Origin of the sequence: Acidisarcina polymorpha (genome assembly GCF_003330725.1) — a bacterium.
Classification (GTDB): Bacteria; Acidobacteriota; Terriglobia; order Terriglobales; family Acidobacteriaceae; genus Acidisarcina; species Acidisarcina polymorpha.
This window is the reverse complement of record NZ_CP030840.1, coordinates 3,364,298-3,389,999: the sequence shown is the minus strand read 5'-3', so window position 1 is coordinate 3,389,999 and position 25,702 is coordinate 3,364,298. Positions and strand designations below refer to the sequence as shown.

Below are 25,702 nucleotides of genomic sequence, written 5' to 3'. Positions count from 1 at the left end.
CGATACCTCGGTGCGCCTCACCAGTCTGTGAGTGTCCCGTCCAGCTTGCGGGCGATTGGCAGGTAGGCGCGCTGGTAAGGATACCGGGCCGCCCGAGACTCGTCGATTTCGACGCCCAGGCCGGGTTTTTCTCCTGGATGCATATACCCAGCTTCAAAACGATACTCGTGTGGAAAAACTTCATCGACGAGCCCAGAATGCGGCATATGCTCCTGGATCCCGAAGTTGTGAACAGCCAACCCCAGGTGGAGTGCCGCAGCCATCGTCACCGGGCTGAGATCGGTAGCACCATGATATCCAGTACGCACATGGTAGAGAGCAGCGAAGTCGGCTACCTTGCGAGCCGGAGTGATGCCGCCGCCATGGACGACGGCCATGCGGATGTAATCGATGAGTTGTCTCTCAATGAGTTCCTTGCAGTCCCAAATCGTATTGAAGACTTCACCCGTCGCGAGCGGAACGGTGGTGTGACTGCGAATCAAAGCGAATCCATCCTGAAGCTCTGCCGGCACTGGGTCTTCCATCCAGAAAAGGTGGTACGGTTCGAGCGATTTGCCGAGCCGCGCCGCCTCGATCGGAGTAAGCCGGTGATGGACGTCGTGCAGCAAGTGAAGATTCTCTCCCGCGGCCTTCCGCAACTCTTCAAATAGTTTGGGAGCAAAGTTCAAATAGCGTTCGGTCGACCAGAGGCTCTCGCTCGGCAGGCCGCGCTCAGCTGGTTCATACGGTTTGCCGCCTTTCGGAACGCCATAACTGGAGGCGATGCCGGGAACGCCTGCCTGGGCCCGAACTGCCAGGTAGCCTTCCGCAACGTGCTTTTGCACGGAGTCAATGGTCTCGGCAATATCGGCGCCATTGGCATGAGCGTACACCAGGCAGCCGTGGCGGCTCGCACCGCCGAGAAGGTTATAGACCGGGGTATTCAGCGCCTTCCCTTTAATGTCCCACAAGGCCATATCGACCGCGGCGATGGCCGTCATGGTGATTGGCCCGCGGCGCCAGTAGGCTCCACGATACAGGTATTGCCACACCTCTTCGGTCTGCGCCGGGTTGCGGCCTATGAGGCAAGGAATAACGTGGTCTTCAAGGTACGACGCGACCGCGAGTTCTCGGCCATTCAGCGTAGCATCACCCAGGCCGGATACACCCTCGTCCGTATCCACGCGCAGCGTGACAAAGTTCCGGCCCGGCGAGCAAACGATCAACCGCGCAGCAACAATCTTCAATAGGAGCGTCCCCGAATCTTCCGTGCTCGATACGTCTTCGATTCTCACTATACCGGCAACGCGATCGCCGGCGTCAGCTCCCCCGGCCGAGGCATAGTGAGGCGCTCCCAACTCATGGAACCGGTAAGCGCCTCGTCACTCGATCCAACCCTATGGAAATCGCGAAGAATCCCCAACTTCTGATACTGCGCGATCGACATCTTCGCCGACATCTCTCCGAGCACTACGCTGTTCTCAGGCTGCCGTAAGCATTGTGGGCGTCCGCGGTGTCCTTGCCAATCGAATCCAGATCGGCAAGAATCTCGGGGGCAAGCTGTATCGTTGCGGCTTTGAGATTTTCGCGAAGGTGTTCGGGAGAAGAGGTCCCAGGTATTAAGAGAATGTTCGGCGAGCGATGAAGCAGCCACGCGAGCGCGATCTGCATTGGTGTGATATCGAGCGAAGCCGCGGCCTTGTCCAGAGCCAAAGACTGTAAGGGATTGAAGCCTCCCAGAGGGAAGAACGGCACGTAAGCGATGCCCTGCCCTGCGAGGTCATCGATAAAAGCGTCGTCGCTTCTCTGCGCGATGTTATACAGGTTCTGTACGCAGACAATCTCGGTAATCTTCTGCGCCTCAGCTAACTGTTGAGGACTGATGTTGCTGAGTCCGAGATGAGAGATCAGACCCTGCCGCTTAAGCTCGACCAGCACAGTAAGCGGCGCTTCAATCGATTCGGCCGATGGACCCATCACCCCTCCGACCCTCAGATTGACAACATCAAGCTTGTCGATGCCAAGGTTGCGGAGATTATCGTGGACCGCATCCGTCAATTCCTGCGGTGATAAAGCATGAATCCAGGATTTGTCTTCGCCACGGCGTGCCCCCACCTTGGTGACAATCACCAGCCCATCCGTGTAGGGATGGAGCGCCTGCTTGATGATCTGGTTGGTAACATGGGGACCATAGAAGTCGCTGGTATCGATGTGGTTCACGCCGGACGCAACTGCCTCGCGCAGAACGGCAACCGCACTGTCGAGGTCACGTGGCGGTCCCCACACCTGCGGACCGGCAAGCTGCATCGCGCCATAGCCCATGCGATTCAATGTCAGCGATGTATGGGGAAGTGTAAAGCCGCCGCCAAGGTCTATATGGTTCGTCATCTTATGCTCCTGTGTTCTGTCATCATTCATCGTAAGCCTGCTTGCTTGTGATTAGATGAAATAAGCTTCTGGTTGGGAGTTCGCATTTGCCTCGACTTGCCCATGTACTCTTGGAACCGCGTAAATCCCCGGTGCAGGCGCGGTCGGCTGCAAGCGTCGATGCCATTCTCGAAGCCACCATTCAGGTTTTATTGGACGTCGGGAAGGAGCGGTTGACCACAACCCGAGTGGCTCTGCGGGCGGGCGTTTCTGTAGGAACGTTGTATCAGTACTTTCCCAACAAAAGTTCGCTGCTGCGGGCGGTTTTGAAGCGCCACCTCGACGAGGTCACCGAGGCGGTCGAAACAGTCTGTCAAGAACGGCAGGGTAACACTCTCCGGCAAATGGCAAGTGCTCTCGTCACTGCCTTCCTTCAGGCCAAGATGAGGGATGTGAAAACCAGTGTCGCTCTCTACTCGGTGGGTTCCGATGTGGACGGAGCGAAGATCCTGCAGCATACGGGAGCACGGTCCAACAGGGCGATCGTCGCCATGCTGGAAAGTTCCTGCGAGCCGCTGACCAAAGAGCCGCAATTGGTAGCTGCCATGCTGCAAGGCGCCATGGCTGGAGTTAGTCGTAGATTGCTAGAATCCAGTGCGCCCGGGGAGCAGTTCGACATACTGCGGCAAGAACTCACCTTCTTCGTGTGTACCTATCTGGAGGCGTGTTCCGTCGGCCACTGTCTGCAGCCGAATGCTGCTCAGTCCGATCGTTAATGAGTCCAGACTTCATCCCGGGAAAGCCTCTGCTTGCGGGTCTTGGGTACCGATGGGTAGACTTCACGGAAGGCAACCTGGCCGTGCAGGAAAACACCTAACCACCAGATCCATCATTCGACAAAGGAGAATTCAATGAGTACGGAGCAAGTTCTGTCTGCTGCAGCCGCCGGCACGTTTACGATCGGTGGCGACCTTGTGGTCAATCGGCTCGGATATGGCGCAATGCGCATTACCGGCGAGGGAATTTGGGGACCGCCGGCAGACAAAGAGGCAGCTCTTGCTACCTTGCGCAGGACTGTTGAACTCGATATTAATCTCATCGATACAGCTGACTCGTACGGTCCGGGCACCTCGGAGGAGCTTATTGCCGAGGCGCTCTATCCGTATCCACCAAACCTGGTGATCGCCACCAAGGGCGGTTGGGAGCGACCCGGCCCCGGCCAATGGACGCACAATGCCAGCCCCAAGCATCTCACCGAAGCTCTGGAGGGGAGTTTGAAGCGTTTGCGTCTCGACCGGATTGATGTTCATCAGCTCCATGCTCCTGACAACGCTGTCTCATTCGAAGCATCCGTCGAAGCTCTGGCCAAGCTCCGAGAGGAGGGAAAGATCCGTCACGTCGGTCTCTCGAACGTAACTCGGGAACATGTCGAGCGCGCCCGTAAGATCGTTCCGATAGTCTCTGTACAGAACCGCTATAGCTTTGCCGACCGCGAATCGGACTTCATTGTCGATTACTGTGAAGAGAACAATATCGCGTTTCTACCGTGGGCTCCTCTGGGTCAGGCGAAGAAAGCTCACGATGCCATCAGCAAAGCATCCAATGAACTCAACGCGACTCCTCTTCAGGTCGCGCTGGCCTGGCTGCTGAAAAGATCGAAGGTCATTCTTCCAATCCCTGGCACTTCATCAATCAAGCATTTGGAAGAAAACACTGCTGCTGCCGGGATCCAGTTACCAGACTCGATCTATCACGAATTGTCGTCCGTTCCGCATACGCCGGTCAGCCTTCGCGGCTGATCCTCCAGAGGAGAGCCACCTCGCAGCAAGGTAGACGGTGGTCTTAACTCGCGCGAAAGCCGCCCCAAGGTCAGCCCTCGCTAGGTCTTCCATAAACGACTGGTATACGACATGGCCGCCCCAAGCGGCCATTCTTTATGCCGTGGCCTTTGCAGCCTTTCTCGCCTTGGCCCATCGCGCTTTCTGAGCTGCGGCAATTCGCGCGCGCGCCTCGGTGGAGAGCTGACGCGTCTTCGCGGCAGGTGCAGCCACAAGGCGCGGCCTTCCTGGCTTGCGCTTCGCGGCGGTTGGAGTTGTCCCAGATAGTACGCTCTTGATTTCCTGGAGTCGGGCTATCTCAGCATCGAGTTCGGCGATGATTCGGTTTGTTTGCATACTTGATTGTATCAACGTTGGAGTAATCCGTTGTTGCGTTTTGTCGATGATCCACTTACAGCAATTGCAAGTAAGTCAATGCCCCGACGTTAACGCCAACGAGGTATGGCCGAGTTCAACCAAGGTATGAAACAAGCTGATGTTACTCTGCCGCTTCGAGGCCAGAGACCACAATAGGAGCCTTGACAAGGAAGAGGTAGGAGAGCGCGCCTAGGACCGAAACCAGGGAACAGATTGCCAGTGTTAAATGGAACGAGTGTGTCCGATCGAGCAGCCATCCAGTCAGCAGGGGTGCAGCGGAAGCGCACACGAAGCTACCAAAATTTTGGATGGATGCTGCCGAAGCCATGATTCCGGCCGGCGCCATGGACTGGATCAGGCCCCATCCTGAATTTCCTGCAACATAAATGAAAAAAAGCGCGGTCCCGATCCCGAAGGCCGCACTGGTTGCCCCGGCAAGGTAGGGCACAAGTAAAGTACACATCGCAGAGCAAGTCATTCCTGAGATAAGCAGGATTTTGTGGGTCTTGACGGGAGCGACACCCCGGCGCACCAGCGCGTCGGCGAGGATGCCGCTGAGTAACATCCCCACCGCACCGCAAGAGAAAGGAATAATTGCAAGGAAGCCGGTGGCCTTAACACTTACATGATGTTCTGCTTCAAGGTAGTTTGGCATCCAGGACATGTAAAGCCAGACTGTATAGTTGATCCCGCCAAACCCAAGCATCATCCCCCACATGGTTCGCAAACGAAACAGGCCTAGCCATTGGGACAAGGAGAGGCGAGAGAGCTGACTCCGCGTACCAGAAGCTTCAAGGTATGCTCTTTCGGCATCATTCAAGGCCACCTCCTTGCGATCGCGGTAAAAGACGTACCAGACCACAGAGAGAAGCAGACCCGGAATCCCAATCAGCATGAACATACCCCTCCAGCCAAACGCCAGCATTGCCGAAGTAAGAATCGGCGGAGCAATAGCCTGACCAATCGTGGTAGCGGAGTTAACAATCCCCATCGGGGTGGCACGATCTCGGACATCAAACCAATCGTTCACCGTCTTGACCGCCGAGACGACGAATGGCGACTCCCCAATCGCCAGGCCTATCCGCGCCGCCACGAAAGAATTAAACCCGCGGACGAAGCCGGTCGCCGTCTGAGTCAAAGACCAAAGAAAAATGCCGGCGCCCAGCACCTTGCGCTCGCTGAGACGATCCAGAATTACTCCCATTGGGAGTTGAGAGATCGCATAAGCCAGCGAGAAGATCGACAGCAAAGCACCCATGCGAGTAGCAGAGATCCCGAGATCCGCACGAATGGTGGTATTCGCAATGGCGAGAGAGCCGCGATCGATGTAGTTGACGACCCCTGCGAGGGACAAGATGGCGACGGCGACAATTTGGATTCTCGAGATGCGGCGTGGCTTGTCAGGCCTTGAGTTAAGAGCCATGCTCGATTCAACGACCCGATGCCGTCCGTGGCGATGCGACAGACTTGTCCAGTGTAGAGCAGTCCTTTTGATCCGTGCGCAATTCTCGTGCAACTGATTGTCTACTAGGAACGGGTCTTGAGCAGCCGTTGATGTAGAATCGGCGCTGTTCAAAGTTCCCGATGTCTCTGAATGTCGTTTGTCTAGCCGACGGTCACACCGGCGTGGCAAACGTTTGTCGTCAGCAAAGAGGAGAAGGTGGAGTGATACGATCCAGATCTTTTCAAATGCTCAGTCTTAGTACAATTGTCAGCGTCGGGATGTATCTGGCTCTCGGTTGCTCCACCAAGGCACCAGTCAAGTCCAGCCCTACTGCTGATTCCCAGGGAAAGCCCGATGCCTCATCATCCAGCATGAGCGCTCCGACCGTAGAACGCCTAGATCCTGCCCTCGAAGCGATTGTCCCCGATCGAGCAACTCTTGAAAAAGTAGCTGGTGGCTTTACATGGACGGAAGGACCGGTCTGGATTCCCGCTGGCTACCTCTTGTTCGCCGAAATTCCCAGCAACAGCATTCGCAAGTGGACGCCAGGCGGTGAGGTGAGCCTGTTTCTGCAGCCAAGCGGATACAAAGGGTCTTCGCCATATGGCGGCCCAGAGCCCGGTTCCAATGGTATGACACTCGACGAGAGAGGCAGGCTCACCGTAGCAGGCCATGCCCGGCGGAATGTGTGGAGACTGGAGCAGATCGACTCAAAAGCCCAGATCACGATTCTGGCGGATAACTATCAGGGCAAACAACTGAACAGTCCGAACGACCTGGTGTACAAGTCCGATGGGTCGCTCTATTTCACTGATCCGCCGTACGGGCTTCGCACGCAAAAAGACAATGATCCTGCCAAACAGCTTCAGATGAACGGCGTTTACCGAATCCCCGGCGCCACCGACCAGAAGCCGGGCGTTCCCCCCTCCCGGAATAAGCTACAGCTCCTAATTCAAGACTTGCCTCGCCCCAACGGAATCGTCTTTTCCCCGGACGAAAAATATCTTTATGTCAACAACTCCGAGCCAAAGAAGATTTGGATGCGCTATACGCTCAAGGCTGACGGCACAGTGACGGACGGCAAGTTGTTTTTTGACGCAAGTTCCGATCCGCGGCCCGGATCTCCCGACGGAATGAAGGTCGATGTGCAAGGGAATCTCTACAGCGCCGGTCCGGGAGGCGTCTGGATCTTTTCGCCGGACGGCAAGCACCTGGGGACAATCGACGTTCCAGAAAAAGTCGGCAATGTCGCGTGGGGAGGGGCTGATTCCAAGACGCTCTACATCACCGCGAGTTCGAGCGTCTACAGAATCGCACTCAATGTTCCAGGCATCGTTCCAAAGGTCCGATAGCCAAAAAGCTGCTATAACTCTTGTGTGCTGGATCGGCAGGTGGAAAACACGGAGCTGGTCCACAGACAGCTGCGGCGGCGGTGGTTCTACCTGTTGCCCGCCGTTTTCGTCACTTACAGTCTTGCCTATCTCGACCGCGCAAATTACGGGTTTGGAGCCGCGGCCGGGCTGGCCAAGACGCTCAATATCAGTAATTCCCGATCGGCCTTTCTGGGCTCGCTCTTCTTTCTGGGATATTTCTTATTTCAGGTGCCGGGCGCGGCCTACGCGCGGCGCAGAAGCGTCACCCGGCTCGTCTTCTATTCACTGATTGCCTGGGGCTTGCTGGCGGCGTTGACCGGAGTCATCCGCGAGTTCTGGCTGCTTGCCTTGGATCGCCTGCTTCTAGGCGTGGCCGAAAGCCTGATCTTTCCCGCCATGCTGATCCTCCTCACGAATTGGTTTAGCCGCGCAGAGCGTTCTCGCGCCAACACCATCCTCATCCTTGGCAACCCCATCACCGTCCTGTGGATGTCTGCTGCTACTGGATACTTAATCAAGGCCGTAGGCTGGCAGATGGCCTTTGTCATTGAAGGACTTCCGTCGGTCGTGTGGGCTTTTGTCTGGCTGCTCGTGGCCCGCGATCGTCCGGAGCAGGTCTCCTGGTTGAGCCCAGACAGCTGCAGCCAGCTCACGCGGGAACTGGCGCTGGAGCAGCGGGCAATTCCGCTGACTTCCAACCTCGGAGCAGCCTTGCGCAAACCCAGCGTGTTGCTGTTGTGCCTGCAATTTTTCTGCTGGAGCGTCGGCCTGTACGGCTTCGTATTGTGGCTGCCGACGATCATCCATGCCGGGATGTCTCAAGGCATCGAGACAGTTGGCTTGCTCAGCGCCGTTCCCTACTTACTGGCGATCATCCTCATGCTGGTGGTATCGTATGCTTCCGATCGCACTCTAAGCCGGAAGCGCTTCGTCTGGCCATTCCTGGTGCTGTCGGGGATCGCGCTGCTCGGCTCCTACCTGACCGCCGCGCACAGTTTTTGGTGGGCCTATGGTTTTCTGATCCTTGCCGGCGGCTGCATGTATGCGCCCTACGGCCCTTTTTGGGCGATCATTCCAGAGACGCTCCCCAGGAATGTGGTTGGAGAGGTACTTGCCCTGGTCAATTGCTGTGGCGCTTTAGGCGCCTTCGTGGGTTCCTGGGTCGTCGGACTGCTGCAGGCTTTGACTGGTAACTCCCGTGCCGGCTTTCTGCTCATGTCGATATCACTTATTCTGTCCGGCGGAATCATCCTTTTTCTCCGCCCCTTGAACCAAAAGCTACGAAGCATGCCGGGAAATTGAGAGCCACGCATGAAAATAACCGAAGTGCGCACTCGGGTTGTGCAGTGGCAAGGTGAGACTCTGCCTTTGCCGCCTCATTTCTGCACAAATCCCCTCGATCTGATCGCCTTTCGGCAGCCATCGATGGCCAACTTTGCCTTCCATGGCTGGGTGCTGGTTGAGATCTTTACCGACAACGGGCTGGTCGGCTTGGGAAATGCGGCACTCTCTCCTCTAGTAACGAAAACCCTGATCGACACTTATCTGGAGCCTCTCTTGATTGGAGCCGATCCTTGGGACACTGAATATCTTTGGCAGCAGATGTATCGCCGCACTATGGCCTTTGGGCGAAAGGGCGTCGCCATGGCGGGAATTTCTGCTATCGATATCGCGCTGTGGGATCTGCTCGGCAAGGACGCCAGGCAGCCTGTCTTCCGCCTGCTGGGAGGGCAAACCAAGGACAAGATACCCGTCTACGCCAGCTGGCTCTATGCTATGCCTCTTCCCGAACTTCGCAAGGAGGCGCAGAAGTACAAGGACGAAGGCTATCAAGCCATGAAGCTTCGTTTTGGCTGGGGACCAATCGATGGCGCCATGGGTATGCAAAAAAATGTCGAACTGCTGCGGGCGGTACGGGAGGTGATAGGTAATGAAGTCGACCTCATGGCGGACGCTTACATGGGCTGGACGCTCGATTATGCGAAACGGATGCTGCCCCTCATTGAGCCCTTTCACCTTCGCTGGCTTGAAGAGCCGGTCATTCCTGATGACACCCGAGGCTATAGAGAGTTGAAAAGCCATGGCCGCGTTCCTATCGCTGGTGGCGAGCATGAGTTCACAGTCTTTGGCTTTCGCGAACTCCTTGAGAACAATGCGGTGGACTACATCCAATTCGATACAAACCGGGTCGGAGGCATCAGTCAGGCGCGCAAAATTTCAGCCTTGGCCGAATCCTTCCAAGTCCCCGTAGTGCCGCATGCCGGGCAAATGCATAATTACCACGTAGTCATGGCAAGCTTAAATTCGCCGATCGCGGAATTCTTCCCTAAGGTGGATGTCGAAGTGGGCAATGAACTCTTCTGGTACATCTTCGACGGAGAGCCGCTGCCAGTCGATGGTTATATCGACTTGGATGAGCACAAACCGGGGCTCGGTCTCACCGTGAATGAAGAATCTCTGAAGCAATTTACGGTGATTGGATAAACGCTGGCTGCTACGGTCCGGGGAAACAGATTGTTTTCATCTGGCTGCTTGGGGATCCGAAACTCCCGATTGGGGCAACTTGCCCGGTTCGGACAACGTCTATCTCGAAGGCTACGAGCGGATCGCCGAAATTTAAGGCAAAGCGCTCATGAGAGGGCAATTCATGTCGAACGGCAAATCTCTCGTCCTTCTCTACTTGTGCATCGGGCTGTATTCGTCGGCTGCTCTCACCCAGGAAATCGCTTCACCTCACAAAACCGCCACTCCCCGCATCAACCTCGATGTCGTAGTGACCCCGAAGTCCGGACCGGCGGTCACTGGCCTACAGCAACAGGACTTTACGATCCTCGACAACAAGGTCGCCCAACCAGTCACTTCGTTTAAGGAAGTCGCAGGCGGCCAAGCTCCTATCAGCGTCATCCTGGTCATCGATGCTGTGAACACCTCCTACCAGGAGATCGCCTACGAGCGTGGAGAGCTGAAGACTTTCCTGCTCGCGAACGATGGTCAATTGCAGTATCCAACGGCGCTTGCAATCATGTCCGATAACGGCACACAGATCCAGGAGGGATTTTCTCAGGACGGCAAAGCAATGAATGAGTCTCTTGAGAAGTTTGCCGTAGGCCTGCGCAGCATTCGTCAATCCGCCGGAGTGTATGGAGCCGACGAGCGCTTTCAGATCTCACTTCGCACGCTCCGCATGCTTGCCGCGCAGGAGGCGAGCCGCCCAGGCAGGAAGATCGTTCTCTGGGCCTCCCCGGGATGGCCGCTTCTTTCAGGGCCCGGCATCCAGCTCGACAACAAACAACAGCAGCAGCTCTTCTCTACGATCGTCGACCTGTCAACGCAGTTGCGGTTGGCGAACATCACCCTCTACGCCGTCAACCCGCTCGGGGCCACCGAAGGAGTAGGACGCACCTTCTACTATCAGCAGTATGTCAAAGGCGTCAGCAAGTCGAGCCAGACTCAAATTGCAGACCTCAGCCTGCAAGTACTGGCCACTCAAACGGGGGGCGTGGCGATCAACTCCACCGACATTGCAGGGATGTTGCAGCAGTGTCTTGCCGATACGAAAAATTACTATGAGGTGTCGTTCGATGCCTTACCAGCCGAACGGGCCGACGAATATCATCACATCGAAGTGCATGTCGCCAAGCCTGGTCTTACCGCCCGGACTCGCGAGGGCTACTATGCGCAGCCTTGAACTCCAGCCAGGAAGCAGCTTGGGCTAGTACTGCCCTTCACGGCATACTGATTCCGTTTCACGACGTACCGCTCTGATCGTGGTGATGTTCCATCAGTCGTAGCGCTCAAAGACAATCTGCTTGCGCTGCCAGCCTAGTTGCATCAGCCGGTCGCGATTGGCGGAAACCATCTCGTTCAGTCCGCAAATGTACGCGTGAATATTGAAGCCCGATCCGCCTTCGGCCGCTGTAGGTTCGACGGAGGCGTGGCTTCGGGCGGCGTGCTCCGAAGCGATTTGAGCGACAAACTCTTGAACATACCCGCGCCCCCCTGACCAGTCCTCTTGTGGACGACTCAAGGTGGCGACATAGTGGAAGTTATGGCGCTCCGCAGCAAGCTTCTCGAAGTACTGCTGATAGTAGATTTCGGTCGGGTAGCGTGTTCCATAGACCAGCCAGATATCGCGGCCATGGCTTCGGTCTTCGCCATTCGCTGGAAACAGCGCCTCCGCGAAGCCGCGCATCGGGGCAATCCCGGTTCCGGTGGCAATCAAGATAGAATCGGTCAGCGGTTGGCGAAGCAGGAACAGCCCATGAGGGCCATGGAACCTAATCGTCTCGCCAGCTTCAAGATCACAGAGCAGGTTCGAAAAAAATCCGCCTTCGACCCGGTTCACACAGAGGTCGAACTCATTCCGCCTCGGAGCCGAGGCGATCGAGTAGGCCCGCGTCTGGGTCTTGCCGGCAGGATCGTCGGCTACCATCGAAACGAACTGTCCCGACACGAAATCGAACTCCGGCAGTTCATCGATACTGAACTCCAGATGGAAGCACTGGGCCGGTTCGGACAGGCAATCTTTGCGGTCGAGTCTCGCGGTGTAAAGCGGTCGCGCCAAGGAGTAGGCTCTTTCAGTTGAGGGTTCAAAGCTGAGACTACAGCGGAATTGGGGTTCGTGTCAGTCAAAAATTACCATGTCGCCCCGCCCGTTGGCTTCTGCTGCCTGACCCGGATCTCGAGAATGAAACGACAACTCCTCTGTATGATCGGTAACAACTTCCTCGCGAGACACATCAGTTACACTCTCAGGAGTCAGAGGGGACGAATGCAAAGACGACACTTCCTCGCCGGCACGGCGACAATGATTGCAGCTCAGGCATGGAAGCCCAGCGTAGTAGCGGCTTCCTCCAATCCACAGGCAGCGGGGACTTCCCCCGCCGCGAGCCAGCAGCGAGCACTTCCCCCGATGGCACTCGGCCTGTTGGTCAAGCCGGCGGAGGGCCCGGAGGCTGTCTTCTCGCGGGTCAAGGAAATGGGCTTCTCCAACTGTTTCCTCTCGCTCGACGGCTATATTGGGAAGTTTTCTCCCGCGGTAGTCAGCCAGATTCTTGGCCTGCTCGACAAGTATCAGCTCGTCGCGACCAGCGCCGAAGTGGTCGGCCCCGGCAAGCTCGAGTGGGACTTTCTCGGTGGCCCCTCAACCATCGGCATCGTGCCACCTTCCAGCCGCGCTGCCCGTATTGACGCTCTCAAGCAGACCTCTGATTTTGCCAGGCAGCTTGGCATTCCCCATCTGCAAACGCACTGCGGTTTTATTCCGGAAAACCCCCGCGACCCTCTCTACGAACCGACCGTCCTCGCCATCCGCGAGCTGGCCAAGCATTGTGCCGGGAATGGCCAGGAATTTCTGATGGAGACCGGCCAGGAGACTCCTACCACCATGTTCCGGGCAATTAAGGATGTCGATCAGCCCAACCTCGGTGTCGGGCTCGATACCGCCAATCTGATCCTCTACGGCAAAGCAAACCCGGTCGACGCCCTGGACATCATTGGCCCCTACGTGAAGAGTATTCATGCGAAAGATGGCAAGTGGCCGACCGACCCCATGAAGCTAGGGGAAGAAGTCCTGATCGGGTCCGGCATCGTCGACTTTACCCAAGTATTCGCCAAACTTCATAAGCTGGGTTATACCGGTGCGGTCACCATCGAACGGGAGACCTCCGGCCCACAGCAGATTGAAGACGTGAAGCAAGAGAAGCTTTACCTCGAAGCGATCCTAGCCAAAATCCAGCAGCCTGCCTGAGCACAAATCGACACCGACGAGAGAGAGTCTCCCATGGATAGAAGAGAATTCATTAGTGGCGCTACCAGCGCATCCAGTCTCCTGCTGCTTAAATCCCGTACCGCGTTTGGCTATGAAGCAAACTCCGCTGTCCGTTTGGGCCTCCTCGGATGCGGCAATCGGGGCACGACTGTCGCAACCTCGTTCGCCAAGAACACTACGGCCCGCATCGTCGCGCTCGCCGATATCTTCCCCGATCAGCTCGCCAAAGGCAAAGCCCACTTCGACGACGTGAACCGTTCGCTGGGCATACCTCCTGTAGACACCAAGCTAATGTTCCGCGGATACAAGGCTTTCGAGGAACTGGCCGCCGCATCCGGCGTCGATGCCATCCAGATCTCGACGCCACCATGGTTTCACGTCCAACATCTCGAGGCGGTCGTTGCCGCCGGCAAGCATGTCTATTGCGAGAAACCATTGGGAGTCGATGTAGCCCAAGCCAAACAAGCGCTGGAGATTGGCAAACGCGCCGAAGGCCGCCTCAGTCTGGACGTGGGATTTCAGGTGCGCAGCGCGCCACCGATCGCCGAGATCATTCGCCGCATACATGCCGGGCACATTGGCAAGATTGGCTCGGTAGCCGCCCATTACAATGCTCCCGCCTCTAAGTATCCGGAGCGGCCGCCAATGTCCGCCGACGAGTTGCGGTTGCGCAATTGGCTGTGGGATCGTGTTCTCTCCGGTAACATCCTGGTCGAGCAAAACATCCACGTCATCGACCTCTGCAACTTGATTCTTCAGGCCCACCCGACGAAAGCCGTCGCACGCGGCGGCCGCAACATCATCACTCATGCCGGGGATACCTGGGACAACTACGAGGTGATCTACACCTATCCCGGCGATGTACGCGTCAGCTTCTCCTCGACCCAGTTCGGTAACAACGGTTTTTTTGATGTTTCTGAAAGCATCTTCGGGGCCACCGGCATCGCCGAGGCGCCCTATTCGGGGGCGGTGCGTATCGTCGGCGAAAATGCCTGGACATGGTCGGACCCCAGTGCCCCAAGCTCGGGCAGCCAGCCCGCGACCTTCGCCGCCAACGGAGCCTTCAGCGACAATCTTGCCCATGCTGATAGCGAAAAAGACAAGAGCTTTATCGCCAGCATCACCGACAGCAAATTCCACAACCAGACCGCCGATGGCGTCCAAAGCGCGCTCAGCTGCATGTTGGGCCGTATGGCTGCCGAAACCGGGCGCGAAGTCACTTGGGATGAACAATTGGAGCATGGTGAAAAGTACTCCCTGAAGATTGATATGAGCCAATTTACTTAATGCGCTTGAGGGTTCGACTTGATTGAGCGGCCGCCGTGACAGCCCGCTTAGGCATCAGATGGCGAGGAGCAAAGGAGCGAGCCACATTGATGCGGACTGGCAATGCAAGCAAGGTCGACGGCGGCGATGCATTTGAGTTAAGCGGCCTTTTAACAAAGTTAAAGCGCTTCTGCGAGCAGAGCTCCGTGTCGACATCTTCAAGATGCTCCCCTGGGCAATGCTCATGAAGGCTCCTGACGCGCGAGGCGAGCAACTAGCAGAAATACCGTCCGTGAGGCTCGAAACGACGTCCAGCCCAACCTCGGATGTCATCGAATCCGACGTCATCGAATCCGACATTCCTGCACGGCTTGATCGCCTGCCATGGAGCCGCTGGCACCAGCGCGTGATCGCTGCGCTCGCAGTCACTTGGCTGCTCGACGGTCTTGAGGGCAGCCTGGGAGGATCGCTGGCCGGGGCGCTCAAGAGTTCGCAGACGCTTTCCCTGAGCGATTCGCAACTGGGTCTCAGTTCCTCGTTCTATCTGGCGGGAGCAGTGGGCGGTGCACTCATCTTCGGCCATCTCGCCGATCGCTACGGCAGGCGCAAACTCTTCAGCGGAACGTTGTTGCTCTATCTATGCGCGACCGCTGCCACCGGCCTTTCCTGGAATCTGCTCAGCTTCACAATTTGCCGCGTACTTACCGGCGCCGGGATCGGTGGAGAATATGCAGCGATCAACTCGGCTGTCGACGAGCTAGTGCCCGCCCGGCTTCGGGGCCGCGTCGACCTCTGGATCAACGCGACCTTCTGGCTTGGCATTATCGTCGGATCGCTGGTCTCCATCCTTTTCCTGTCGCCAAAGGTCTTCGGTCTCGCACTCGGTTGGCGGCTGGCCTTCTGCTCCGGCGTGCCGCTGGGGATTGTTGTCATAGTGATGCGGCGATACATCCCGGAAAGTCCGCGCTGGCTGCTGAGCCGCGGCGCGCTTCAGGAGGCAGAGGTGGTAGTTACGGAGATCGAATCTTCAGTGGCAACGTCTGCCGCAGGCCGAGGCAATCTGTTTCCTTCTCAGACGCCTCCCTTACCATCCGCACTGACGCAAGTCCAAATTCAGCGGGTTTCAAGCCTGCGCCAGTTGGCCCGTATCTTGTCCGGCCCATACCGGCGTCGCGCTTTGCTGGGCTTTAGCCTCATGGCGGCGCAAGCCTTCTTTTACAACTCCGTCTTTTTCTCGCTCGCTCTAGTTCTGCTGCGTTATTACGGTGTGGACACGGCCCGGATCGGCTACTGCTTCATTCCCATTGCTTGCACTAATTTTCTTGGTCCGGTCGTTCTCGGAAGATTTTTCGATACGATTGGCCGCCGTCAAATGATCGCCGCCACCTATTGTTTCTCGGGTCTCTCGCTTCTGGGGTCCAGCTGGCTCTTCTACCTGGGCAAACTTAGCGTGATCTCGCAATTAGTCTGGTGGGCGCTGACGTTCTTCTTCGCTTCGTCGGCGGCCAGTTCCGCTTATCTCACCGTCAGCGAAGTCTTTCCGCAGGAAGTCCGGGCATCTTGTATTGCCCTTTTCTACGCCTTTGGAACGCTTGCCGGAGGCCTCTTCGGCCCACTTATCTTTGGACATCTCATCGGCGGCCAATCCCGGGGGCCGTTACTTTCCGGTTATGTCCTCGGCGCCGCGGTCATGATCGCCGCCGGCCTCGCCCAGGCGCGTTGGGGAGTTGCTGCGGAACGCCAGTCGCTCGAAGCAATAGCTGCATCAGCAGGTAATCGCGAGAGATCCGAAAGACCCTTGCCGCCACGAAATCAAACCCGACCCGCGTCAGCCCTTTAACCTCGGCTTGCCCAGTTTTGTAGTCGCATCGAAACGTCAGAGAGAACGACTTTAGTTCGGATCCGAGCACAAGCTGAAACTCCGAACGAGGTCCGCACTCTCTATGACCACCGAGAATACTGCCACTCAACTCCAGGATTAAGCAGAGTGGCCGTCAACGAAACATCAGCCTTGCGCAGTACACTACCCCTCTGGAAAATGTCGCCAACGCTCTGTCGAAAGAGTAGGTTTGCCACCTGCGACCAGGAGCGGTAACGTTAACTCGAGCTTATTTCTCGAGGATACGACGATTCAAAGCGAGACCGAAGCATCCATAGCGTCCGTGCTGTCAACGGCAACCAGTCCAGAGCTAATCTTGCCGTCAGCGCCGGCCAGCGAAGCCGGGCCAGTGAAGGCCTGGCATGAGCCGGTCGTGATGAAGACCTACCATCCCGCGCCGCCGGATCCGAATCCTTTGTTCCTCGAGAAACGCGTGTACCAGGGAAGCAGCGGCAAAGTTTATCCAATGCCAGTAATTGATCGTGTATCGACAGTGCCGTGTGAGCATGCGTGGCAGGCGGTCCATCTTGAGAACGAATACCTGCGGCTGATGATTCTGCCTGAGATTGGTGGACGCATTCATGTCGGATATGACAAGGTCAACGGATACGACTTCTTCTACCGTCAGAATGTGATCAAGCCGGCCCTGGTGGGGCTTGCCGGGCCGTGGATCTCGGGTGGCGTCGAGTTCAACTGGCCGCAGCATCACCGCCCGGCGACTTTCCTTCCTGTGGAAGTGGCAATCGAACGTGAAAACGATGGGTCGGTCACCGTGTGGTGCAGCGACCATGATCCGATGTCGCGCATGAAGGGAATGCATGGGGTCTGTCTCCGTCCGGGGCGCGCTTACTTGGAATTGAAGGTCCGGCTTTACAACCGCACTTGGGACACGCAGACATTTTTGTGGTGGGCGAATGTTGCGACGCGGGTTCACGAGCAGTATCAGTCGTTCTTCCCTGGCGATGTCCGCTTCGTCGCCGATCATGCTAAGCGGGCCGTGACGGAATTCCCGCAGAGTCTCGGCACCTACTACGGCATTCCGTATGGCGAACGTGCACTGCATGGGGTACCGCTCGAAGAGACGCCCAGCAATTTTGCGCCGGATGGATCGTATCCCGCCAACGACCTTAGCTGGTATTCCAACATTCCCGTGCCGACCAGCTATATGATCGCCAACTCGCAACAGGATTTCTTCGGAGGATATGACCATGCGAAGCGCGCCGGCATGGTGCACGTAGCAGATCATCATATCGCTCCAGGCAAGAAGCAGTGGACATGGGGCAATCACGAGTTTGGCTATGCGTGGGATCGAAGCCTCACTGATGCCGATGGCCCGTACATTGAATTAATGGCTGGGGTTTACACGGACAACCAGCCCGACTTTTCTTTTCTTGCGCCGGGAGAGACAAAGAGCTTCAGCCAGTTCTGGTATCCCATTCGTGAGATCGGCGTTCCCGACGTCGCCAACCTACACGCAGCGTTGCAACTCGAGCGCGAAGAAGGTGAAGCGCGAATCCACCTGCTGGTGACGTACGCGATTGACGACGCAATTGTGCATGTGGCTGTTGCCAATGGGCAATCGGAGGTTTGGCGTGGCAGACTTCGACCAGAAGAGCCGCTCCATACGGCGTTTCCTCTTGCTCGCGGCGAAGATGATCTGGTTGTCGAACTGGAAGCAGCGGGCGAAATTCTTCTGCGCTATGCACCCGCTGAGATCGCTCCCGCGCCTGCGCCCAATGAGGCTACGGAGCCTCCGCCACCCGAAGACATCGGATCGAACGACGAGCTTTATCTGACCGGTCTTCATCTAGAGCAATACCGGCACGCGACCCGATCGCCGGAGCCTTACTGGCGAGAAGCCGTGCGCCGCGACCCAGGTGACAGCCGCGCGAATCATGCACTTGGCTGCATGCACCTGAGGCGCGGCGAGTTTGCTGCGGCAGAGACCTATCTGCGCAAGGCAATCGCGCGCCTCACCATGCGCAATCCCAACCCCTATGACAGTGAGGCCTACTACAACCTCGGCATGGCGCTTCTTTTTCAGGATCGTCATGACCAAGCCTACGATGCCTTCTACAAAGCTACGTGGTCAGCGTCGTGGCGCGGTCCCGCCTTTCATCGGCTGGCCGAGATGGACGTGCGAAATCGACGACTCGCTGCAGCGATGGAGCACCTGGACCGCTCATTGCGCGCGGATGCCGACAACTTGAACGCCTTGAATCTTCGCGTCGTGGTGTTGCGCCAGCTAGAGCGTTCCGCTGAGGCTGAGTCTCCACTCGCTGCAGTGCGCGCGCTCGATCCGCTCGATACCTGGAGTCGTTTTCTGGAAACCGGCATTCCCCCTTCCAATAAGGGACAAACGCTGGACCTTGCCTTTGATCTCATTCGTGCCGGCCTGATTGAGGATGCACGCCGCATTCTCGCAGCCGATGAGGGTGCCATCGCTCTCTATGCAATTGCCACCACTCAAGCAATGGGCGATGAGCCAACGCGAAGCCAGGAATTGATGCAATGCGCTGCTGCCGCAAGTCCGGCATATGTTTTTCCCAGCCGGCTCGAGGAGATGCGGATCCTCGAGGCAGCGATTGCTGTCAACCCGTCCGATGCGCGCGCGCCGTACTATCTCGGCAATTTTTTCTATGACCGGCGTCGACATCATGAAGCGATCGCCCAGTGGGAAAACGCGGTCAAGCTGGACCCGGGTTTCTCGACCGCATGGCGCAATCTGGGTATCTCGTACTACAACGTGCAATCAGACCCGCAGCGTGCTCGCGAAGCCTTCCGTCGTGCGCGCGAGGCATCGCCCAACGATGCGCGCATTCTCTATGAACAGGATCAGCTCAGAAAACGAATGGGTGATGATCCGGCAGAGAGGCTCACCGATCTTGAGGATTGCCTTGAGATGATTGCTTTGCGCGATGATCTGACGGTTGAGCTAGCATCGCTTTATAACCAGGTCGGCAGGCCGGACGCGGCTCTTTCGCTCCTGCTGGCCCGGAAGTTTCAGCCCTGGGAAGGCGGCGAAGGCCTGGTGTTGGGCGAATACGTTCGCGCGCAATTGCTTCTGGGCCGTATAGCCCTGAGAGCGAACAATACGCGCACTGCAATGGATCACTTCAAGGCCGCAGATCTTCCGCCGCGAAGCCTGAGCGAAGCCCGGCACTTGCTCGCGAATCATAGCAATATCGAATTCTGGCTTGGAGAAGCATGGTCGGCTGCGGGTAATCCGCTTCGTGCGCGCCAACATTGGGAAGCTGCCGCTCATCAGCGCGGCGACTTCCAGCAGATGCAGGTTCGCTCCGTTTCAGAGATGACTTACTGGAGTGCGATGTCATTACTCCGCCTTGGCCGAAGCGAGGAGGCGAATTCACTGTTCAAGAACATCCTTTCATTTGCGGACGCACTGGAAAAGCAGAGGCCAAAGATCGATTACTTCGCGACATCGCTGCCTGCGATGCTTCTCTTTGAGGAAGACTTGCAAAAGCGTCAGCACATCACTGCGACGTTTCTTCGTGCCCAGGCACTCCTGGGAATGGGGAGACGAGTTGACGCCCAGCGGGCGCTCGAAGAAATATCCAATCTGGATCGGTCCCATGCCGGCGTTTGCGATCTTCTCGCCGATCAGGCGGCCTGGTAGCCATGCAGGGACCAAGCGTTTCGGCTAAGAAGGATCTCAGCCTGCTTACCACGTCTGCGACTGCGTACGTGTGGGGCATCGCTGTGGTTGCGGCTCTGGGAGGTTTACTCTTTGGCTATGACTGGGTAGTGATCGGAGGAGCGCGCGAGTTCTTCGAGATTTATTTTCATCTGGACAGCGCAGCTTCCATTGGCTGGGCCAACAGTTGCGCCCTCATAGGCTGTTTCGCCGGTTCACTCTCCGCCGGAGCGCTCGGCAATCGCTATGGGCGCAAGCCAGTTCTGATCGTTTCGGCAATCCTCTTTGCAGCGTCCTCGATCCTCACCGGTTGGGCATCCACGTTTGCAGTCTTCATAGCGTGGCGTATCGCCGGCGGGGTGGCCATTGGCTTAAGTTCCAACATTTCTCCACTCTATATCGCTGAAGTCAGCCCTGCAGCCCATCGTGGACGGTTAGTAAGTCTCAATCAATTCGCCATTGTCGTGGGTATCCTGCTGGCACAGATTGCCAATTGGCGAATCGCCCGTCCGGTACCGCTGAACAGTACTCATGAAGCGATGCTCGCGTCGTGGAATGTGCAAACTGGTTGGCGTTGGATGTTCACCGCCGTAGCAATTCCCGCTGTTGTTTTCCTGCTGGCGGCCTTTGGCATTCCAGAAAGCCCGCGATGGCTGCTTGCTAGAGGACGTGCGCATGAGGCCGAGACGGTGCTGCGAAAAATCGGTGGCGATCCTGGTTACGCAACCACGCAAGTTGCCGGCATTGCCTCTGCCCTGCGCGAAGAGCAATCCAGGACAGCAAGTTGGCGTGGCTTGTTGCGACCAGGAGTGCGGAAGGCGCTTCTCATCGGCATTGTGCTCGCGGTCCTGCAGCAGTGGAGCGGCATCAATATTCTCTTCAACTACGCCGAAGAAGTTTATCGTACGGCCGGAATAGGCACAAACCAGATTTTCCTGGACATCGTCATTACCGGCACGATTAATTTGCTCTTTACGATGGCAGCGATGGCGGTTGTCGATCGTTTGGGGCGCCGCCCGCTCATGCTTTTCGGCTGCCTTGGCATCGGGGTGTCGCATCTATTGGCGGGTTTCGCTTACCGCATCGGCGTACACGGCACGGCTGTACTGGTCCTCACCCTCTGCGCGATCGCTTGTTATGCGATGACGCTCGCCCCGCTGACATGGGTGCTCATTGCTGAGATCTATCCCAACCGGTTGCGATCGATCGGCGTATCTCTTGCCGTATCGGCGCTGTGGATCTCTTCCTTCGCGTTGACTTACTCATTCCCATTTATCAACCGTACTTTGGGTAGCTCGGGAACCTTTTTCATCTATGGCAGCATCTGCCTTGCGGGCGCCGTCTTCGTTCTGCAGTTCGTGCCTGAAACTAAGGGACAAACACTGGAGGAAATCGAAGCCAAGACGCTTGGGATATAGAAGGCCAACGCACCCCCGCCTAGATGGGTGATCTTCGATCGCGGGCCCGGCACTTGCAGCCAGACTTGAATAGAACCATGAACAACAATCGAAAGCAGCGGGATGCACCGGCTTGCCGCCTGTCATTCAGCGCAGCAGCCTTCCTTCTTCATCCGTCAACCTTGCTGATATTTCAATCGGGAGCCGCCCAGCGCGACGGCGGCCGAAAATTTAAACGGTGAAAGGTCCGGCTCAAGCCTCACTGACTCACTACCGGCAGGATTAAGCCGGATGGGTGGCTCAGGTCGGAGACAATCGTCACTTTCGCCTTCTTGTAATCTCCCGGATCCGCTTTCATGATGTTCGGCACAAACGTCTGCGGATTGCGGTCGTAGAGCGGGAACCAGGTGCTCTGGACCTCGACCATGATGGTGTGGCCTTTCTTGAAAACATGGTCAACGGCGTGGAGACTATACTTCACTTCCCTGACTTCGCCGGGCTTCAATGCTGCTGGTTGATCGAAGCCGTTGAGATACCGTTCACGAAAGATCTCCTCGTTAGTCATCAGTTCGTAGCCGCGCATCGCCGGATCGGCGTCGTCGTCGGGATATCGATCGATGAGCTTTACCACCAAATCTCCATCGCTGCCGGTCGTCGAGGTGAACAGGTCGGCGATCACCTCTCCGGTGAGAGTCAAGTCATTGCCGACCGCGAGGGTCCAGATCGATACGTCCTTGCGTCGCGTCACGAACCGCTGGTCTTCAGTCATCCATTGACCCCAATGAGAACCTTCAGCGTAAGTCGGCTCAATGGGCCGGTGACGGTAAGGCACTGGATTCCTGGGATCGGAGATGTAAGAAGACTTGGTTGGCTTGCTACCAAGTTGCCAGCCTAGCTTCTTGCCCGCATTCAGGTAAAGCTTCGTCGGTGTAGACTCCGCGGGAGGAAAGTGGGCATAGCGCTTCCACTTATTCGACCCAGTCTGAAAGCTCGCCGTATCCTCAAGATCGAAGCCGGGCTCGTCCTTAAGAAAGCGTGCGAAAAAAGACGCTTCGATCTGCTTTCGGTATTCGGTGCCGATCGGCTCGCCGTACTGGATCGCGCCGAGATGCCGCGAAGACGAAGACCATGAGCCGTGCTGCCACGGCCCGAGGACCAGAAAATTCTGATGATTTGCGTCGTGCCGTTCGAGGACACTGTACTCCTCTTGCGGGCCCCACATATCTTCCTGGTCGTAATAGCCGCCTACGGTCAGCGTCGGAACAGCTACGGCAGTCAGATGATGTTCGACTCCGCGCAAGTACCAGACATTGTCGTAAGCAGGGTGATCGAGGAATAGCCGCCAGGTCGGCAGGATCGCTCCCGACGGTGTCTGGGCGCCAGCCCGCCTGACGTCCTCAGCGAACGAACCGCGTTCCAGGAAGAAGTCGTACCCGTCGACGTTGTCACCGTACTGAACATCAGTATTTTCTTTGCCGCTCTCGATGCCGAGGGCGTAATCGTAGCCATAGGTCTGGCGAAAGGCCCCATTATGGAAAAAATCGTCTCCCTTCCACACATCAATCATGGGAGCTTGAGGAGAGATCGCCTTCACCGCGGGATGCGGACCGATCCCTGACATCATCGCCAGAAAACCTGGATAGCTGATGCCAATGACACCCACGCGGCCGTTGTTCCCGGGCACATTGACAAGCAGCCAGGCAACTGTGTCGTATGCATCGGTGCTTTCGTCGATCGCTTTCGGATCGCTGGGATCGGCCAACGGCCGCATCATCAAAAACTCGCCCTCCGATTCGAAACGGCCGCGAATATCCTCGCAAACGTAAATGTATTGCGCACGAGCCAGCTCGGGCCGGTCAGCGTAGAAGCTTGCCATCGTGGTTTCGCCGGCACCGTAGGGAGTACGGGCCATCAGCATGGGCAAGGGCGCATGCTGGTTGGCCGGCTTCAGGATGATGGCGTGCAGCTTGACGCCGTCTCGCATCGGAATTATCGCCTCTTGGCGTTCATAAGGCGGAAAGTCTCGCTGAACGGCATCACCGGTCCGGCGCATGATTTCCTTACCCGGGCTTCCTCCTGAAATCACCGTGACCCTAGAAGCCTGACCTGATGGGCCCAGCTTAAATTGGTAGCGCTCGCCGGTTCCGTCTCTGGAGGAGAATTCGGTTGAATTTACGGCCGTCAGTTCACTGGGAAAGGTGCGCGGACCTTCGCGAACAAGTTGGCCGTCTTTTTCATAGAAGCTCAGCGGGGTGTCGGGCTCGCTATCGTCGGTGTATTCGCCGGCCAAAGCCTGCAACTGAGCCGCGGAGGGTAGAGAGCTCTCGCTTGCCGGCTGTGCGAAAGCAACTTTCAGGAGGCCGAACACAAAAATAGCCGCAACAAGCGAGTATCGCGGATGCAATCGAAGCACCTCGTTTCAGGCCTGGTTAGCGATTTGGGGTTAGAGATCGATGGCTATTCCACCGTAACCGACTTGGCCAGATTGCGCGGCTGATCGACATCGCATCCACGCCGGACCGCGATATGGTACGCCAGCAGCTGCAACGGAACAACGTCCAGTAGCGGAAGCAAGAGTTCGGGCGCCTGAGGGATATAGATGACCTGGTCGACCAGGTCGCCGATCTGCTCGTCTCCTTCGGTCGCAATCGCGATGACTTTGCCCGACCGCGCAGTCACCTCCTGAATATTCGACAAGGTCTTCTCATACCGGAGTCTAGACCCATGATTGGCACCGTCTTTGGTCGCAAGCACCACGACTGGAAGCGTCCCATCGATGAGCGCATTCGGACCATGCTTCATCTCTCCGGCAGGGTAGCCCTCAGCGTGGATGTAGGAAATCTCCTTCAGCTTGAGTGCTCCTTCCAGTGCGATGGGGTAGTGAATACCGCGCCCCAGATAAAGGAAGTCGCGAGCAGTCGAATAAACCCGCGCCAGCTTCTCGCAGGCTAGGTCGGCAGTCCGCAGCACCTCTTCAATCTTGCCCGGCAGCCGGGTAAGTGCTTCGACCAGGGCAATGCTCTCGTCGCCGGTGATCGTATTCCGTGTTTGCGCCAGGTAGAGGGCAAACAGGAACAACGCTGTCAATTGAGAGCTGAAAGCCTTGGTCGAAGCGACCCCGATCTCCGGTCCGGCATGCGTATAAATCGTGCCATGGGCCTCGCGCGCCACCATTGCGCCCACAACATTACAGATAGCGATGGTCTTCAGACCTTTGGCTAACATCTCCCGCTGAGCGGCAAGAGTGTCGGCAGTTTCACCAGATTGAGTAATCAGCATGCCGATCGATCGAGAGTCGATGATCGGATCGCGGTAGCGAAACTCGCTGGCATAATCCACCTCTACCGGTATCCGGGCCAGCCGCTCGATCATGTATTTCCCAGCCAAAGCAGCATGCCAGCTCGTTCCACAGGCGGCAATGTCGATCCGGGGTGCGTCGCGGAACTCCTCATCGCTGATCTTCATCTCGCTGAGGAAAACCGTTCCGGTATTCAGCGAAATGCGGCCGAGCGTTGTATCGCGTACTGCGCGCGGCTGCTCGAAGATCTCCTTGAGCATGAAATGCTTGTATCCGCCCTTTTCCGCCTGGATCGGATCCCAGAGAATGCGCTGGATTTTGAGTGGAAGCTGGTCACCCTCGAAGTCGGTCAGGTGGACCCCATCCCGGGTGATGACTGCCAACTCACCATCGCCAAGGAAGTGAAGATCGCGGGTATGGTGCAGAATTCCGGGAACATCCGAGGCGACAAAATATTCGCCCTCCCCAAGGCCGATCACGGCCGGCGGACCATTTCTAGCCGCGACAATCTTGTCCGGCTCGTCCGCCGATATGACGCTGATGGCGAAGGCGCCAGTCAAACGCGCGACGCTACGCCGGACGCCTTCTTCGAGCAGCATAGTCTTGCCCGAATCGGCGGCGGACTTGATCTCCTCTTCAATCAGGTGGGCGATGATTTCGGTATCGGTTTCTGTGACAAAGACGTGACCTTCGGCCTGCAGTTCGCGTTTAAGGTCGAGATAGTTTTCGACAATGCCGTTATGAACAACAACGATCCGGCCCGTGCAATCACGGTGCGGGTGGGCATTTTCCTCGGTCGGCCGCCCGTGAGTTGCCCAGCGGGTGTGACCAACCCCCCACGTCCCTCCGCAGCCGTGTTTGGCATCGGGAAAGATCGGATGTTCCCGGATGACTTCTTCAAGGTTCCGCAGCTTGCCGGGCGCACGGCGTAATTCAAGCGGCTGCCCGGCGCATCCAACTGCGATTCCGGCAGAGTCGTAACCGCGATACTCCAGCCGCCGCAATCCCTCGATGATGACCGGGACTACCTCTCGAGGACCAACATAACCCACGATTCCACACATACTGGGCCCTCCGCA

The 25,702-nt window shown here is 57.2% G+C and carries 19 protein-coding genes; 11 read left to right on the top strand and 8 right to left on the bottom strand.

Annotated features, from left to right (window positions below; translation table 11 throughout):
- Positions 1–17 precede the first annotated feature (17 nt).
- Genes manD through ACPOL_RS14715 form a run of 3 tightly spaced genes read right to left on the bottom strand, consistent with a single transcriptional unit; the run spans position 18 to position 2,367 of the window.
- Positions 18–1,226 (bottom strand): D-mannonate dehydratase ManD, encoded by a 1,209-nt coding sequence (gene manD / locus ACPOL_RS14720; protein WP_114210836.1) that lies wholly within the window; start codon positions 1,224–1,226, stop codon positions 18–20.
- Between the two features lie 47 nt (positions 1,227–1,273).
- Positions 1,274–1,438: a hypothetical protein gene (locus tag ACPOL_RS33565; protein WP_161557366.1), complete on the bottom strand. Its 165-nt coding sequence runs from the start codon at positions 1,436–1,438 to the stop codon at positions 1,274–1,276.
- Positions 1,439–1,449: 11 nt separating this feature from the next.
- Entirely contained in the window at positions 1,450–2,367 is a 918-nt protein-coding gene (locus ACPOL_RS14715; protein ID WP_114207720.1) for an aldo/keto reductase family oxidoreductase, read from the bottom strand.
- Between the two features lie 86 nt (positions 2,368–2,453).
- Here ACPOL_RS14715 and ACPOL_RS14710 point away from each other — a divergent pair, with 86 nt between their 5' ends.
- Together ACPOL_RS14710 and ACPOL_RS14705 are read left to right on the top strand one after the other, a co-directional pair.
- A complete protein-coding gene (locus tag ACPOL_RS14710) occupies positions 2,454–3,122 on the top strand; it encodes a TetR/AcrR family transcriptional regulator (protein ID WP_114207719.1) in 669 nt (222 codons plus the stop codon).
- Between the two features lie 135 nt (positions 3,123–3,257).
- Complete coding sequence (locus tag ACPOL_RS14705; protein WP_114207718.1) at positions 3,258–4,145, top strand: aldo/keto reductase; 888 nt, start codon at positions 3,258–3,260, stop codon at positions 4,143–4,145.
- A gap of 135 nt (positions 4,146–4,280) precedes the next feature.
- On the opposite strand, the gene ACPOL_RS14700 is transcribed toward ACPOL_RS14705, so the two are convergent.
- Positions 4,281–4,520, bottom strand: a complete 240-nt coding sequence (locus tag ACPOL_RS14700) for a hypothetical protein (protein WP_114207717.1) — start codon at positions 4,518–4,520, stop codon at positions 4,281–4,283.
- 142 nt (positions 4,521–4,662) lie between these two features.
- Positions 4,663–5,964 carry an MFS transporter gene (locus ACPOL_RS14695; protein ID WP_114207716.1) on the bottom strand — a complete coding sequence of 434 codons (1,302 nt, stop codon included), beginning with the start codon at positions 5,962–5,964 and terminating at the stop codon, positions 4,663–4,665.
- 266 nt (positions 5,965–6,230) lie between these two features.
- On the opposite strand from ACPOL_RS14695, the gene ACPOL_RS14690 reads away from it, so the two are divergent.
- The 4 genes from ACPOL_RS14690 (at position 6,231) to ACPOL_RS14675 (ending at position 11,046) form a co-directional block, all read left to right on the top strand.
- Positions 6,231–7,337 (top strand): SMP-30/gluconolactonase/LRE family protein, encoded by a 1,107-nt coding sequence (locus ACPOL_RS14690; protein ID WP_236657482.1) that lies wholly within the window; start codon positions 6,231–6,233, stop codon positions 7,335–7,337.
- Between the two features lie 39 nt (positions 7,338–7,376).
- Positions 7,377–8,660, top strand: a complete 1,284-nt coding sequence (locus ACPOL_RS14685; protein WP_236657481.1) for an MFS transporter — start codon at positions 7,377–7,379, stop codon at positions 8,658–8,660.
- Between the two features lie 9 nt (positions 8,661–8,669).
- Positions 8,670–9,842, top strand: a complete 1,173-nt coding sequence (locus ACPOL_RS14680) for an L-rhamnonate dehydratase (protein WP_114207715.1) — start codon at positions 8,670–8,672, stop codon at positions 9,840–9,842.
- Between the two features lie 163 nt (positions 9,843–10,005).
- Complete coding sequence (locus ACPOL_RS14675; RefSeq protein WP_161557365.1) at positions 10,006–11,046, top strand: VWA domain-containing protein; 1,041 nt, start codon at positions 10,006–10,008, stop codon at positions 11,044–11,046.
- A 93-nt stretch (positions 11,047–11,139) separates the two neighbouring features.
- On the opposite strand, the gene ACPOL_RS14670 is transcribed toward ACPOL_RS14675, so the two are convergent.
- Complete coding sequence (locus ACPOL_RS14670; protein WP_114207713.1) at positions 11,140–11,922, bottom strand: ferredoxin--NADP reductase; 783 nt, start codon at positions 11,920–11,922, stop codon at positions 11,140–11,142.
- Positions 11,923–12,129: 207 nt separating this feature from the next.
- On the opposite strand from ACPOL_RS14670, the gene ACPOL_RS14665 reads away from it, so the two are divergent.
- From ACPOL_RS14665 to ACPOL_RS14645, 5 genes are all read left to right on the top strand, one after another.
- Positions 12,130–13,107 carry a sugar phosphate isomerase/epimerase family protein gene (locus ACPOL_RS14665; protein WP_236657480.1) on the top strand — a complete coding sequence of 326 codons (978 nt, stop codon included), beginning with the start codon at positions 12,130–12,132 and terminating at the stop codon, positions 13,105–13,107.
- A 33-nt stretch (positions 13,108–13,140) separates the two neighbouring features.
- On the top strand, positions 13,141–14,415 hold the full coding sequence (locus ACPOL_RS14660) for a Gfo/Idh/MocA family protein (RefSeq protein ID WP_114207712.1): 1,275 nt from the start codon (positions 13,141–13,143) through the stop codon (positions 14,413–14,415).
- Positions 14,416–14,686: 271 nt separating this feature from the next.
- Positions 14,687–16,234 (top strand): MFS transporter, encoded by a 1,548-nt coding sequence (locus tag ACPOL_RS14655; RefSeq protein ID WP_236657479.1) that lies wholly within the window; start codon positions 14,687–14,689, stop codon positions 16,232–16,234.
- A gap of 355 nt (positions 16,235–16,589) precedes the next feature.
- Complete coding sequence (locus ACPOL_RS14650) at positions 16,590–19,910, top strand: DUF5107 domain-containing protein (protein ID WP_236657478.1); 3,321 nt, start codon at positions 16,590–16,592, stop codon at positions 19,908–19,910.
- 2 nt (positions 19,911–19,912) lie between these two features.
- Positions 19,913–21,346 (top strand): sugar porter family MFS transporter, encoded by a 1,434-nt coding sequence (locus ACPOL_RS14645; protein ID WP_114207711.1) that lies wholly within the window; start codon positions 19,913–19,915, stop codon positions 21,344–21,346.
- Positions 21,347–21,584: 238 nt separating this feature from the next.
- On the opposite strand, the gene ACPOL_RS14640 is transcribed toward ACPOL_RS14645, so the two are convergent.
- Positions 21,585–23,729, bottom strand: a complete 2,145-nt coding sequence (locus ACPOL_RS14640; RefSeq protein ID WP_114207710.1) for a CocE/NonD family hydrolase — start codon at positions 23,727–23,729, stop codon at positions 21,585–21,587.
- Between the two features lie 53 nt (positions 23,730–23,782).
- On the bottom strand, positions 23,783–25,687 hold the full coding sequence (glmS, locus tag ACPOL_RS14635) for a glutamine--fructose-6-phosphate transaminase (isomerizing) (RefSeq protein ID WP_114207709.1): 1,905 nt from the start codon (positions 25,685–25,687) through the stop codon (positions 23,783–23,785).
- Between the last annotated feature and the right edge of the window lie 15 nt (positions 25,688–25,702).